Genomic DNA, 13,125 nt, shown 5'->3' with positions numbered 1-13,125 from the left:
CTCCACCGCCCGAACTTGCGCTTCGTCTTGAAGCGCCGCTCTCAGCAGCGAAGCCCACGACTGTAGCACAAGATTTTTGGGTGCCAAAGAAGTTCTCAGTAAAAAGCTCTTCGGCCGAGCTGAACACGTGTCTGAGGGGTGCCTCTGCAGGCCCCCGTTGCCCCAAACGGATTTCGACCGTCGCTGGCCGACGGTCGGGAGCGCCCGGGCGCGACCACGCGCTTACAGACTTACAGACTTACAGACTTACAGACTTACAGACTTACAGACTTACAGACTTACAGACTTGCAGACTTGCAGCCCTACAACTACAGGCTCAAGGAGTGACGGATCCAAAATCTGTAGATCCACAGACGTGAAGATCCAAAAGCCTGCAGATTCATAGATCAACAGACTAGCGGCTCTCAGGCCTCCCACTGCGGCGTGCTTCTCAGCACCTCTTCCAGCGTGGTCTGTCCTTCCGCGATTTTCATGGCGCCGGCGAGGCGCAGCGGGCGCAGGCCTTCCTGCATGGCCTTGCGTCGCAGGGCACTGACGTCCGGGTTGGGGTGCAGCGTGGCCTTGACCGCTTCGCTGACCGTCAGCAGTTCATAGAGGCCGGCACGGCCGCGATAGCCGGTGTTGCGGCAGTCGAGGCAGCCCACCGGCTTGTAGGGCTTGACGCCACCATTCATGCGCCAATGCTTGAGCATCTCGTTCAGCGTGTCCCGCGTGACCGATGGATCTGGCTGCTTGCAACTCGGGCACAGCGTGCGGACCAGCCGCTGCGCCAGCACGCCAATGATGGTGGCGCTGATCAGATAGGGTGCCACGCCCAGGTCCGTCAGCCGTGTGATTGCGGCTGCGGCATCGTTGGTATGCAGGGTCGAGAAGACCAGATGCCCTGTCAGGGCCGCCTGGATGGCCATCTCCGCCGTGGCCAGGTCGCGGATTTCGCCGACCATGATGATGTCCGGATCCTGCCGCATCAGCGCGCGCAGCCCCTCGGCAAAGCCGAAGTCGAGTGCCGCCTGGGCCTGGGTCTGGTTGAAGGCCGGCTCGATCATCTCGATCGGGTCTTCGATGGTGCAGACATTGACCTCATCCGTCGCCAGGCGCTTCAGCGTCGAATAAAGCGTCGTGGTCTTGCCGCTGCCGGTAGGCCCGGTCACCAGGATGATGCCGTGGGCCTGGGTGACCAGCTTTTCCCAGCGCTCGGTGTCATGGCCTGAGAAACCCAGCATGCTCAGATCCTTGAGCGCCGTATCCGGATCGAAGATCCGCATCACCATTTTTTCGCCAAAGGCCGTGGGCAGCGTGGACAGGCGCATTTCGACCTCATCCCCGGCCGGGTTTCGCGTCTTGATGCGCCCGTCAAGCGGGCGCCGCCGCTCAACAACGTCCATGCGGCCCAGCAGCTTGATGCGCGAGGTCATCGCGCTCATCACAGCCGAGGGCAGTTGATAGACCGTGTGCAGCACGCCATCGATGCGGAAACGGATCACACCCATCTCGCGTCGCGGCTCCAGGTGGATGTCGCTGGCACGCTGATCAAAAGCGTATTGCCAGAGCCAGTCCACCACCTGCACGACGCCCTGGTCGTTCGCGTCCAGCGCCTTGTTGCTCTTGCCCAGTTCCACCAGCTGTTCGAAGCTGGCGACCTGGTTCGTCTCGCCGGCCTTGGCCGCAGCACGCACCGAGCGTGCCAGCGTGAAGAACTCGGTCGTGTAGCGCGCAATCTCCAGCGGATTGGCCACCACCAGCTTGATCTGCTTGCGGGTGTGCGATTCGATCTGCGCCATCCAGCTCGTGTCGAAAGGCTCGGCCGTTGCAACGGTCACATCGGTCAGACCCACTTGAACGGGCAGGCAGCGCCTGGCCTCGGCGTAGCTGACCGACATCACGTCAGCCACCCGGCCCACATCGACCTTCAGCGGATCGATGCGCAGGTAGGGCAGCTTGGCGCGCGCAGCCAGCCATTCAGTCAGCACCTCGACCTCCAGCGGCTTCCCAGGAGACTTGCGCACCAGGTTCGCATGGCCGAGCCGCACCAGCGGATGCAGGGAGCTGTCCCCGGCGGCAAAGCGCTGCTCGGTCTTCTGCGCCTGCTCAGCGTCGATGATCTCGTCCTCGACCAGCCAGCGCAGCAACTGGCGCCATTCGAGTCGGCCTTCGGGGCGCCCTTCTTGCCGGACATCCGGCTTGGCATCCGGGCGGGCTTCAGGCGCATGTGCGGCCGTCTTGGTCTTGGTGCTCATCGGCTAGTCAATCACGCAGCGGGTTGATGATGCTGAGGGGCAGCGGCCGCACGAGGCGCAACCACTTGCGCGCCGGCAGCTCGAACTGCGACTCGATATTAGCCGCACGCCGCTCCAATTCCTCCCGCTCCGGAACCCTCACCCCGCGAGCCGCCACCAGCACGGTATTGCCCTCCTTGGTCGGGGCCAGGCTCCAGACCTGGTCCGAGCCGAAGACCCGGGCAACCCGGCCGGCGCTCCGGGCAAAGCTGGCACTGCGGCCGAACAGGTTGACCGTCATCAGCCCGCCATCGGCCAGCACATTGCGGCAGCCGGTGTAGAAGTCCTCGTCGTCCAGCACCGGGCCTTCGGCTTCATGGTCGTAGAGGTCCACGTTCAGCACCTGGGCGCATTGGAGGTTCTCGTCCCGTTGCACCCAGTCGCCAGCATCCTCGTTCAGCACGGTCAGGCGCTTGTCGTCCTCGGGCAGGTGGAACCAGGCCCGGCAGGCCGCAATCACGCTGGGATTCAGCTCCACCGCCGTGGTCTGCATGCGCAGCACCTTGTGGCAGAAGCGAGTGATCGCCGCCGCCCCCAAGCCCAGTTGCACGGCATGGCCGCTGCGCACTTCGGCGCTATCGCGCCAGAGCATCCAGGCCATCATGCGCTGGATGTATTCCAGCTCCAGATGCTGGGGCTTGCGGATGCGCATCGCTCCCTGCACCCAGATCGAGTCGAGATGCAGAAAGCGCACACCATCAAATTCGCTGAGCGTCGCCGGCGCCCAGTCCTGCTGCTTTGTCTTTCGACTCATTGCTTGGCCACCCATTGCTGCACTTCGTTCAACATGCTGTCCAGCTGCGCCCGCTCGAGCAGGCGACCACGTGTCATCACGGCACGGATCTTCCGGGTAGCCGCGATGTCAGCCAGCGGGTCTGCATCCAGCACCACGATATCTGCGAGCTTGCCGGCCGCCAGTGCGCCGTAGTCGGCCTGCTTGTTGAGGAAGCGCGGGCCGCTGAGCACCGCCGTCCGCAAAGACTGCGCCGGTGTAAGTCCGTAACGCACATAGAGCCCCAGCTCGTCATGCAGGGCGATGCCGGGATAGTCGAACGAATTCAGGAAGCCAGCGTCGGTGCCGGCAATGATGGGCAGCCCCTCCTGCACCAGCATCGGCAGCAGGGCCGCCGCCTTCTCGAAATTCGCATGCCGATAGGCCACCGCCGCCGGCCCGTCCTGGGCCGCGCGCTGGACTCGCCAGTCATAGGTCTGGCGCAGCTTGGGGCCGATGTACTTCAGGTAGTCGTCCCGGCTGTGGTCTTCCTGGTCCAGGTAGGCGGTGATCCTGATCACTGACAAGGTCGGCACGACGGCCACTCCCTTGGCCGCCAGCGTTCGCACCGTGGCTCGCGCCCGGTCGGCGTCGTAGCTGGCCAGGCTGTGCTCGGCAGCGGCCCGGCCGGTGATCTGCCCGGCCGCCACCTGCACCGCCAGCTCGGCCTCGCGCGGCGAAGCACCGCGCAGCAAATAGGGCAGATGTTCGATCGTGCCCAGCCCGGCATCGGCCGCCTGCTCCAGCGTCACCGCCGCATGCAGATGCGCCGAGCTCGGCAGGCCGCGCGCCCTCGCCTGCTGCAAGGCTTCGAGATAGATAGGCGCAGTCATCGTGTTCTCGGTGATCTTCACGAAATCCACCTTGGCCGCCTGCAACCGGTCCAGCGCCGCGCCGACCTCGGCCGGCGTGCCCACCTCCAGCGTGCCTTTCCACAGCGGCTTGTAGCCCTCCAGCTTGGGGCCGGAGGCATAGAGCGTCGGGCCCAAAAGGCGGCGCGCGGCGATGTCGTCGCGCCACTGCAGCACGGTGTCACTCAGGTCGCCGGCGCAATCGCGCACCGTGGTGATGCCATGCGCCAGGTAGAGCGGCAGCAGGTGGCGGTTCTCCTCGATCAGCTCGGGCCCGCCGCCGAAGTGCACATGGCTGTCCCACAGCCCGGGGATCAGGTAGCGCCCTTTGAGGTGCAGCGTGCGCCGCGCCCGGTATTTGCCAAGCTGGCTGTCATCGACCACATCGACGATGCGCTCGCCCCGCACCAGCACGGCCTTGCCGCGCAGCAGACGGCCCTCGGCCACATCCACCACGGTCGCCGACCGCAGGACCAGATCGACCTCCACACGCGGCGCAGCAGCGCCAGCGCTCGCTGCCATCGCAGCCGCGAGCGCGGCCAGGACCCGCCCGAACCCATTCTTCTTCATCACAAGCCACCTTCTCCAGGCCTTCCCAGCGCCTGCCAGGAAGCAAGCTTGGCATCGTAGGCCATCGTGTAGGCCGGGCTGCTGGAAGGCAGGTTCACGATCCGCCAGGGCGCCTCACCCAAGGCCATCAATTGCCGCTGACCGATGCGCGCCGCCGTGCCGCCATTGAAGCCAATCGTCTGCAGCTGGGGCAGTTGCGAGAGCAGCCAGGCCAGATCGCTGGCGTGCGGGTCGCGGATGTTGCTGTCCAGGCTGCCCTCGCGCTCGGTTTCGCTGATCACGTCCCAGAGCGCAATGCCCTGCCGCCGCAGCGTGGCCAGGCGCTGCTCATAGGACAAGGTGACCAGGGGCAGGCCGAACACATCGCCCAGCAGGCGCCAGAACTGGTTGCGCGGATGGCCGTAGTACTGCTGAGCCTTCAGCGAGGCCAGGCCCGGAAAGCTGCCGAGCAAGAGCCAGCGCGCGCCCGCATCGAACTGCGGGGCCAGTCCTTGCCAACGTGGGAGCTGAATGGCGGCGGCGTCTTCGGCGATGATGGTTCTGTTTGATTTTTGATTCACGACCGCAGGGAGATTGATGATGATGAACACCGAAGCCATCTGGCAGTTCCTGAACACCCAGGGTGCCGCCTTCGGCCTCAAGGTCTTGACCGCCTTGGCCGCCTGGATTGTCGGCCGCTGGGTCATCAGCTTGACCGTGCGCCTGGTCGGCGCGGCGCTGGAACGCGGCCGCCGTGTCGATTCCACGCTGGCCACCTACCTGCGCTCCATTCTCACGGTGCTCTTGAACATCGTGCTGGTGATGGCGATCCTCGACATCTTCGGCATCCAGACCACCTCCTTCGCCGCCCTGCTCGCGGGTGCGGGCCTCGCCATCGGCACGGCCTGGGGCGGCCTGCTGACCCACTTCGCCGCGGGCGTCTTCATGCAGGTGCTGCGGCCGTTCAAGGTCGGGGACTTCGTGCAGGTGGGCGGTGTGGTCGGCACGGTCACCGAGATCGGCCTCTTCGGCACCACGGTCACCACGCCCGACAACGTGCAGACCATCGTCGGCAACAACAAGGTCTTCTCCGACACCATCCAGAACTTCTCGACCCTGCCGCACCGCCGCGTGGACTGCGTGGCCAAGGTCGCGAACAGCGTCGACCCGCTGGATGCCATCGCCCGCCTGCGCAGCGCCGTGGCAGCCATCGCGAATGTCAAGGCCACGCCGGCACCCGACATCGAGATCCTCAGCTTTACGCCCGAAGGCCCACTGCTGTGCGTGCGGCCCTATGCCCACACCGACCACTACTGGCAGGTCTATTTCGACACCCACAAGGCCGTGGTCGCCACCTTCGGCGCGGCCGGCTACCCGGTGCCGGAAACGCCGATCACGCCGCGCAATCGCTAAGACCAGGACTGAGGTTAGGGCTGAGGCAGCCGCGGCAGCGCCGCGCGCACATTGGCGCTCGTCACTGCCGCCGTCTGCGCCAGCGTCCAGCCCCGCAGCTCGGCCAGGCTCTGCGCAATGCGCGGCAGCTCGGCCGGCTCGTTGCGGGCCGTCTCGCCGGCGGCGCGCTGCTCGGCCGTCTTGTAGAGCCAGTGCGGCGGGATGTCGGGCGCATCGGTCTCCAGCACCAGCGCCTCTTCCGGCAACTCGGCCGCCAGCCGGCGGATCTGAAGCGAGCGGTCGAAGGTCAAGGTGCCGCCAAAACCCAGCTTGAAGCCAAGGTCGACAAAGGCCCTCGCCTGCTGATCGCTGCCATTGAACGCATGGGCAATGCCGCCCCGCACCGGGATGCGCCGCAGCCCGGCCAGCAGCTGATCGGCGCTGCGCCGCACATGCAGGATCACCGGCAGCTCGAAGCGGCGCGCCAGCTTCAGCTGCTCCAGATAGAAATGCTGCTGCAGCTCGGCATCAATACCCGGCACGAAGAAGTCCAGACCGATCTCGCCGACGGCGACCAGGCGCGGGTCGCCGTGGTGCTGCTCGAGTGTCTCGGCCAGCAGGCTCAGGTCTTGCTCGGCAGCGCGCATCACATACATGGGATGGATGCCCAGCGCATAGACGAAGTCCTGCTGCTGGGCCAGCACGCGCACCGCCTCGAAGTTCCCGGCCTCCACCGCCGGGATCACGATCTGCGTCACGCCCGCCGTGCGGGCCCGTGCGATCACGGCGGCACGGTCAGCGTCGAACTCGGCCGCATCGAGATGGCAGTGGCTGTCCGTCCACATGCCTTCACCCGCGCCTGGCTTCAGCGGAACACCACCGTGCGCCGGCCATTCATCAGCACGCGATGCTCCGCATGCCACTGGATGGCACGAGCCAGGGTCACGCACTCGGTGTCGCGGCCAATGGCCACCAGCTGATCGGGCGTCATGCTGTGGTCGATGCGGGCCACTTCCTGCTCGATGATCGGACCCTCGTCGAGGTCCGAGGTCACGTAGTGGGCGGTGGCGCCGATCAGCTTCACGCCACGTTCATGCGCCTGGTGGTACGGCCTGGCGCCCTTGAAGCTGGGCAGGAAGCTGTGGTGGATGTTGATGGCACGACCCGACAGGAACTCGCACATCTCGCCCGACAGGATCTGCATGTAGCGGGCCAGCACGACCAGGTCGATGCGGTTCTCCTCGATCACCTCGCGGATGCGGCGCTCCTGCGCAGCCTTCTGCTCGGGCGTGGCGCCGAGCAACGGGAAGTGATGGAAGGGAATGTTGTGCGAGGCCGCCAGTTGGTAGAACTCGCGGTGGTTCGACACAATGGCCGGGATCTCGATCGGCAGATGCCCGGTCTGCACCCGGAACAGCAGGTCGTTCAGGCAATGGCCCAGCTTGGAGACCAGCAGCAGCACGCGGGTCTTGGCCGCGCTGGCCACCAGGGTCCAGTCCATCTGCATCTGCGCGGCCAGCGGCGCGAAGGCCTGGCGCAGCGTCTCCAGCTCCAGCGGGGCGGCCGACTCGAACTCGATGCGCATGAAGAAGCGCTGGTGGTCGGCGTCGCCATGCTGGGCCGAGGTCAGGATGTTGCCGCCCTGGGCCAGCAGAAAGCCGGTGACCGCGTGGACGATGCCCGCGCGGTCCGGGCAGCTCAGCTTGAGGATGAATCGGGTACTGCTGCTCATGGTGGGTCCGAAGATTGGCTACTGCTGAACGCGCCCGCTGACCAGGCGCAGCTGCGCCTGGCATTGCGAAGCGAGGTGCTGATCATGCGTTACCAGCACGAAGGCTGTGCCCTGCTCACGCGCCGAGTCCAGCATCAGCTGGAACACGCCCTGGGCGGTCTCGCGGTCGAGGTTGCCGGTGGGCTCGTCGGCCAGCACACAGGCCGGCTTGGTCACGAGGGCGCGGGCAATCGCCACCCGCTGGCGCTCGCCGCCGGAGAGCTCGCCGGGCCTGTGCAGGGTACGGGCGCCCAGCCCCACGCGGGCCAGCATGGCAGCCGCCGCCTCGCGCGCCTCGGCCAGCGGTTGGCGGCGAATGCGCAGCGGCATGGCCACGTTGTCCAGCGCACTGAACTCCGGCAGCAGGTGATGGAACTGGTAGACGAAGCCCAGGTGCTGGTTGCGCCACTGGCCCAGCTCCGTCTCCTTCATCGGTGCCAGGTCTTGCCCCATCAGGTCGACGCGGCCGGCCGTCGGGCGGTCCAGGCCACCGAGCAGGTGCAGCAAGGTGGACTTGCCCGAGCCCGAGGCGCCGAGGATGGCCAGGGTCTGGCCCCGGCGCACGGCAATGTCCACGCCGCTGAGCACGGTCACGTCCAGCGTGCCGTCGTGGAAGCGGCGCTGCAGGCCGGTGCCCTGCAGGACGACGGTGTCGGCGATGGCTTCACTCATAGCGCAGGGCCTCGGCCGGTTGCACGCGGCTGGCGCGCCAGCTCGGATAAATCGTGGCCAGCAAGGCCAGCACCAGCGAGCCGACCGCGATGGGAATGATGTCGCCGCGCTGCGGATCGCTGGGCATGTAGCTGATGAAGTAAATGCTGCCCGGCAGGAAGCTGACGTTGAGCAGCCTTTCTATGGCCGGCACGATCACGTCGACGTTGTAGGCCACCAGCAGGCCCAGCAACACGCCGGCCAGCGTGCCGATGACCCCCGAGGCTGCGCCCTGCACCATGAAGATGCCCATGATGGAGCGCGGGCTGGCGCCCAGCGTGCGCAGGATGGCGATGTCGGCCTGCTTGTCGGTCACCGTCATCACCAGGGTCGAGACCAGATTGAAAGCGGCCACGGCCACGATCAGGGTAAGGATGATGCTCATCAGGCGCTTCTCGACCTGCACTGCATCGAACCAGGTGGCGTTGCTTCGGGTCCAATCGCGCACGATGACCTCAGGGCCGAGGCTCTGCATCAGCTCGCGAGCCACGCTGCGCGCCTCATGCACATCGCGCAGCTTCAGCTGTACGCCGGTGGCACCCTCGACGCGGAACAGCCGCGCCGCGTCGTCAATATGCGTCAGCACCAGGCCGTTGTCGTACTCGTAATGGCCGGAGCGGAAGGTGCCGACCAGGGTGAAGGTGCGAAAGCGCGGCATCACGCCGGCCGGCGTCACCTGGCCGCCGGGCGCCGCGATGGTGATCTTGTCCCCCTCGTAGACGCCCAGGCTGCGCGCCAGGTCGGCGCCGATGACGATGCCCCAGGCACCCGGCTGCAGTTTGGTCAGCACGCCGGTCTCGCGCAACTGGGCAGCCAGCGGCGTGACCGAAGGCTCATGCGCCGGATCGATGCCGCGCACCATCGCACCCTTCATCTCCTCGCCCCGCGCCACCAGGGCCTGACTGGCCACGAAGGGCGCCACGCCGACGACGGCCGGGTTCTCGCGCGCCTTGGCAGCCAGCGGCTGCCAATCGGCCATGCCGCCGCCGCGCGCGTCAACCAGCTCCACATGAGCGATCACCGACAGCATGCGGTCCCGCACATCGCGTTGGAAGCCGTTCATCACCGAGAGCACGATGATCAGGGCCGCCACGCCGAGGGCGATGCCCAGCACGGAGGCGGCTGAAATGAAGGAAATGAAGCGATTGCGGCGGCCGCCGCGACCGGCGCGGGTGTAGCGCCAGCCGATCTGCAACTCGTAGGGCCAATTCATGGGGCGCGATGCTAACCCAGGCCCCGGCCCGGGCCGGCTCTCACTCGCCTTCGGGCTTGACCCTGAATTCGAGATCGCGGTTGAACCAGCGGGTCGGGCTGCTGGGATCGTAGTTGCCCTGCTGCATGCCCACCAGGTCGTAGTTGTTGATCAAGGCATCGATGAACAGCGAACTCTTGTTGAGAGGCTGGCCTGTGCGCTGCTCGACGGCCACGTAGTCCGGCTCGCTCTCGAACTGCGCATGCTTGACCCGGCGCTCGTCGAACAACGGCTTGACCGTCTGCAGGATGGAGAAGTCGTAGCCCTCGGCATCCGAGATGTAGGTATCGATCTCGGTGATGCCATGCTGGCTCAGGAAATTTGCCAGATTGATGCCCTGCACCGTGATCACCTCCTTGGTGAACACCTGGTTCTTGGGCCCGTTGTTGCGGTAGCCGTCGGACACCTCGCACAGCGAGGACGACTGCATGTTGTCGTGGTCGCCCTCCATCTTGGAGACATAGAAGCTCACCGGCCCTTCATTGACGCACACCGCCGCATTGATGATGTGGACGCTGGGGAACGGCCGGTAGCGCTCCTGCAGGCGGCCGGCCAGCAGCGGGATGGGCTCGAAGCCGTAGCAGACGTCGAAGTCCTTGAAGATCTTGTCGAAGCTGCCGCCCTGATTGAGGCCTATATAGATCAACACCTTTGCCATCGCGTACCTTCCCGACAGAGTGATCACCACAAGGGCCTGACCTTAAGCCACCCACCGGGCCGCGATGGGCCGATATGGGCGGCCTTGGTTGCGCAAATCGTCAGCCAGGGCCGGTCAATGCGCCTCGTCCCAGTTCGAGCCCACGCCCACCTCGGCCAGCAGCGGCACCTTCAGGCTGGCCACGCCCGCCATCAGCTTGGGCACCTCGGTCTTGATCCAGTCCAGCTCGGCTTCGGGCACCTCGAACACCAATTCGTCATGCACCTGCATGATGATGCGGGTCGCCTTGCCTGCGTCGTCCAGTGCCTTCTGCACCGCCACCATGGCCAGCTTGATCAGGTCGGCCGCCGTGCCCTGCATGGGCGCATTGATGGCCTGCCGCTCGGCGCCGGCCTTGCGCGGGCCGTTGCCGCCCTTGATCTCTGGCAGCGTGATACGGCGGCCGAACAGCGTCTCCACATAGCCCAGTTCGGCGGCGCGGGTCTTGGTCTCGTCCATGTAGCGCTTCACCCCGGCAAAGCGGGCGAAGTAGCGGTCGATGTAGTCCTTGGCTGCCTTGGTCTCGATGCCGAGGCTGGAAGCAAGACCGAAGGCGCCCATGCCGTAGATCAGGCCGAAGTTGATGGTCTTGGCATAGCGGCGCTGCTCCGATGTGACCTCAGCCACCGGCGTGCCGAACACCTCGGAGGCCGTGGCCTTGTGCACGTCGATGCCTTCGCCGAAGGCTTTCAGCAGGCCCGGGTCTTCGCTGATGTGGGCCATCAGGCGCAGCTCGATTTGCGAATAGTCGGCGCTGACGATGTGGTGCCCGGCCGGCGCCACAAAGGCCTCGCGCACGCGGCGGCCCTCGGCCGTGCGGATGGGGATGTTCTGCAGATTGGGGTCGGTGCTGGCCAGGCGACCGGTCACGGCCACGGCCTGCGAGTAGTTGGTATGGACGCGGCCGGTCTCGGGGTTGACCTGCAGCGGCAGCTTGTCGGTGTAGGTGCTCTTCAGCTTGGCCAGGCCCCGGTACTCGAGGATCTTGGCTGGCAGCGGATAGTCCTCGGCCAGCTTGTCCAGCACTTCTTCGTCAGTGGACGGCGCGCCGGTCGCGGTCTTCTTGACCACCGGCAGGCCGAGCTTGTTGAAGAGGATCTCGCCGATCTGCTTGGGGCTGCCCATGTTGAAGGGCTGTCCAGCGATCTCGTAGGCCTCCTGCTCGATCTTCACCAGGCGCTGGGCCAGCTCATGGCTTTGCGCCTGCAGGCGGCTTGCGTCGATCAGCACACCGTTGCGCTCGATGCGCATCAGCAGCTTGGAGGCCGGCATCTCGATCTGCTCGTAGACGAACTTGAGGCCGGCATGGGTTTCGATCTCGGGATAGAGCTTGTCGTGAACGCCGAGACACATCTCGGAGTCTTCACAGCTGTACTCGCTGGCCTTGGCCACGTCGACCTGGGCAAACGGGATCTGGTGCACGCCCTTGCCGCAGAGGTCTTCGTAGCTGAGGCCGTGGCGGCCCAGGTGGCGGTCGGCCAGGGCCTCGAGGCCATGGGTCTTGTGGGCCTCCAGCACATAGCTCTCGAGCATGGTGTCGTGGCGGTAGCCCTGCACCGTGATGCCATGGTTGGCGAACACATGGGTGTCGTATTTGATGTTCTGGCCGAGCTTGGCCTTGCTCTCGTCTTCCAGCCAGGGCTTGAGCTTGGCCAGCACCTCGTCCAACGGCAGCTGGACTGGTGCGTCGGGGCCGGCGTGGCGCAAGGGGATGTAGGCGGCCTCGCCGACCTGGTCGCTGAAGCTGATGCCGACGATGCGGGCACGCATCGGATCGAGCGAGTCAGTCTCGGTGTCGAGGCCGGTCAGCGGCGCGGCATTGATGCGGGCGAGCCACTTGTCGAACATGGCCCAGTCCAGCACCGTGTCGTAGCGCTTGTTGACGTCTGCAGCCTGCGGCGCATCGGCAAACATGTCTGCCGTCTGCGGCGCAGCGGCCTTGGGCGCAGCAGCGGCGGGCGTCTCGCCCGTCAGCTCCTTCAGCCAGGTCTTGAAGCCATTGCGGCTGTAGAAGTCCTTGAGACCGGCCTCGTCCACCGGCTGCAGCGCCAGCTGCTCCAGCGCAGGCCAGCCCGGCACATGGGCGCTGAGATCGCAGTCGCAGACGATGGTCACCAGCTTGCGGCCCATGGGCAGCCAGTCCAGCGCCTTGCGCAGGTTCTCGCCGGCCACGCCCTTGATCTGGTCGGCATTGGCCACCACGCCGTCCAGCGAGCCGTGCTCGGCAATCCACTTGGCAGCGGTCTTGGGGCCGACCTTCTCGACGCCGGGCACGTTGTCCACGGTGTCGCCCATCAGGGTCAGGTAGTCGATGATGCGGTCCGGCGGCACGCCGAACTTCTCCAGCACGCCAGCCTCGTCCAGCCGCTCCGGAGGCCGGGCCATGGTGTTGATCAGGCTGACGTCGGGCGTCACCAGCTGGGCCATGTCCTTGTCGCCGGTGGCGACGACCACGCGGTGGCCGCTGGCCGCGCCCACGCGGGCCAGGGTGCCGATGGCGTCGTCGGCTTCGATGCCGGGCACGACCAGCACCGGCCAGCCCAGCAGCTTCACCACCTCGTGGATGGGCTCGATCTGCTCGCGCAGCGCATCGGGCATCGGTGCGCGCTGGGCCTTGTAGGCGGGGTACCACTCGTCGCGGAAGGTCGGGCCCTTGGCGTCGAAGACGCAGGCCGCGTGCTCGGCCCCGATGTCATCACGCAGCTTCTTCATCATCGCCACCATGCCGTGCACGGCGCCGGTGGCCTGGCCATCCGGCCCCCGCAGGTCGGGCAGGGCATGGAAGGCGCGGTAAAGGAAGCTGGAACCGTCGACCAGCAGCAGGATGGGTTTGTCGCTCATGGCCGCGATTGTC

11 protein-coding genes are annotated in these 13,125 nt (G+C 66.2%); 1 reads left to right on the top strand and 10 read right to left on the bottom strand.

Features of this window, described 5'->3' with window-relative positions; all coding sequences use genetic code 11:
- Nucleotides 1-404: 404 nt before the first annotated feature.
- Genes J7U46_RS14250 through J7U46_RS14235 form a run of 4 tightly spaced genes read right to left on the bottom strand, consistent with a single transcriptional unit; the run spans nucleotide 405 to nucleotide 4,981 of the window.
- Nucleotides 405-2,237: a GspE/PulE family protein gene (locus J7U46_RS14250; RefSeq protein ID WP_282826906.1), complete on the bottom strand. Its 1,833-nt coding sequence runs from the start codon at nucleotides 2,235-2,237 to the stop codon at nucleotides 405-407.
- A gap of 7 nt (nucleotides 2,238-2,244) precedes the next feature.
- A complete protein-coding gene (locus J7U46_RS14245) occupies nucleotides 2,245-3,030 on the bottom strand; it encodes a spermidine synthase (RefSeq protein WP_282826905.1) in 786 nt (261 codons plus the stop codon).
- The gene (locus J7U46_RS14240) at nucleotides 3,027-4,469 is read right to left on the bottom strand and encodes an amidohydrolase family protein (RefSeq protein ID WP_282826903.1); all 1,443 of its coding nucleotides are present in this window, start codon (nucleotides 4,467-4,469) and stop codon (nucleotides 3,027-3,029) included. The genes J7U46_RS14245 and J7U46_RS14240 overlap by 4 nt, the downstream gene beginning before the upstream one ends.
- A complete protein-coding gene (locus J7U46_RS14235) occupies nucleotides 4,469-4,981 on the bottom strand; it encodes a DNA-deoxyinosine glycosylase (RefSeq protein WP_282826921.1) in 513 nt (170 codons plus the stop codon). The genes J7U46_RS14240 and J7U46_RS14235 overlap by 1 nt, the downstream gene beginning before the upstream one ends.
- 70 nt (nucleotides 4,982-5,051) lie before the next feature.
- Here J7U46_RS14235 and J7U46_RS14230 point away from each other — a divergent pair, with 70 nt between their 5' ends.
- Entirely contained in the window at nucleotides 5,052-5,861 is an 810-nt protein-coding gene (locus J7U46_RS14230) for a mechanosensitive ion channel family protein (protein ID WP_282826920.1), read from the top strand.
- Between the two features lie 14 nt (nucleotides 5,862-5,875).
- Here J7U46_RS14230 and J7U46_RS14225 read toward each other — a convergent pair whose 3' ends face one another.
- The 6 genes from J7U46_RS14225 to polA all read right to left on the bottom strand — a co-directional run bounded on the left by J7U46_RS14225 (nucleotide 5,876) and on the right by polA (nucleotide 13,112).
- Entirely contained in the window at nucleotides 5,876-6,685 is an 810-nt protein-coding gene (locus J7U46_RS14225; RefSeq protein ID WP_282826901.1) for a TatD family hydrolase, read from the bottom strand.
- Nucleotides 6,686-6,705: 20 nt separating this feature from the next.
- On the bottom strand, nucleotides 6,706-7,572 hold the full coding sequence (purU, locus tag J7U46_RS14220) for a formyltetrahydrofolate deformylase (protein ID WP_282826899.1): 867 nt from the start codon (nucleotides 7,570-7,572) through the stop codon (nucleotides 6,706-6,708).
- Nucleotides 7,573-7,590: 18 nt separating this feature from the next.
- Complete coding sequence (locus J7U46_RS14215; protein WP_282826897.1) at nucleotides 7,591-8,283, bottom strand: ATP-binding cassette domain-containing protein; 693 nt, start codon at nucleotides 8,281-8,283, stop codon at nucleotides 7,591-7,593.
- Nucleotides 8,276-9,535 (bottom strand): lipoprotein-releasing ABC transporter permease subunit, encoded by a 1,260-nt coding sequence (locus tag J7U46_RS14210; RefSeq protein WP_282826895.1) that lies wholly within the window; start codon nucleotides 9,533-9,535, stop codon nucleotides 8,276-8,278. Before J7U46_RS14210 ends, J7U46_RS14215 begins: the two co-directional genes overlap by 8 nt.
- A 40-nt stretch (nucleotides 9,536-9,575) precedes the next feature.
- Nucleotides 9,576-10,232: an FkbM family methyltransferase gene (locus tag J7U46_RS14205; protein WP_282826893.1), complete on the bottom strand. Its 657-nt coding sequence runs from the start codon at nucleotides 10,230-10,232 to the stop codon at nucleotides 9,576-9,578.
- A gap of 114 nt (nucleotides 10,233-10,346) precedes the next feature.
- Nucleotides 10,347-13,112 carry a DNA polymerase I gene (gene polA, locus J7U46_RS14200; RefSeq protein ID WP_282826890.1) on the bottom strand — a complete coding sequence of 922 codons (2,766 nt, stop codon included), beginning with the start codon at nucleotides 13,110-13,112 and terminating at the stop codon, nucleotides 10,347-10,349.
- Nucleotides 13,113-13,125 lie beyond the last annotated feature (13 nt).

Origin of the sequence: Pelomonas sp. V22 (assembly GCF_030014915.1) — a bacterium.
GTDB lineage: Bacteria > Pseudomonadota > Gammaproteobacteria > Burkholderiales > Burkholderiaceae_C > JAUASW01.
The sequence above is the reverse complement of the archived record's forward strand: the minus strand, read 5'-3'. Positions and strand labels throughout refer to the sequence as shown.

Excerpts from the sequence above, each read along its gene's own strand:
- J7U46_RS14250 (WP_282826906.1), bottom strand. The coding sequence starts at position 2,237 with ATGAGCACCAAGACCAAGACGGCCGCACATGCGCCTGAAGCCCGCCCG.
- J7U46_RS14245 (WP_282826905.1), bottom strand. The coding sequence starts at position 3,030 with ATGAGTCGAAAGACAAAGCAGCAGGACTGGGCGCCGGCGACGCTCAGC.
- J7U46_RS14240 (WP_282826903.1), bottom strand. The coding sequence starts at position 4,469 with ATGAAGAAGAATGGGTTCGGGCGGGTCCTGGCCGCGCTCGCGGCTGCG.
- J7U46_RS14230 (WP_282826920.1), top strand. The coding sequence starts at position 5,052 with ATGAACACCGAAGCCATCTGGCAGTTCCTGAACACCCAGGGTGCCGCC.
- J7U46_RS14225 (WP_282826901.1), bottom strand. The coding sequence starts at position 6,685 with ATGTGGACGGACAGCCACTGCCATCTCGATGCGGCCGAGTTCGACGCT.
- purU (WP_282826899.1), bottom strand. The coding sequence starts at position 7,572 with ATGAGCAGCAGTACCCGATTCATCCTCAAGCTGAGCTGCCCGGACCGC.
- J7U46_RS14215 (WP_282826897.1), bottom strand. The coding sequence starts at position 8,283 with ATGAGTGAAGCCATCGCCGACACCGTCGTCCTGCAGGGCACCGGCCTG.
- J7U46_RS14210 (WP_282826895.1), bottom strand. The coding sequence starts at position 9,535 with ATGAATTGGCCCTACGAGTTGCAGATCGGCTGGCGCTACACCCGCGCC.
- J7U46_RS14205 (WP_282826893.1), bottom strand. The coding sequence starts at position 10,232 with ATGGCAAAGGTGTTGATCTATATAGGCCTCAATCAGGGCGGCAGCTTC.
- polA (WP_282826890.1), bottom strand. The coding sequence starts at position 13,112 with ATGAGCGACAAACCCATCCTGCTGCTGGTCGACGGTTCCAGCTTCCTT.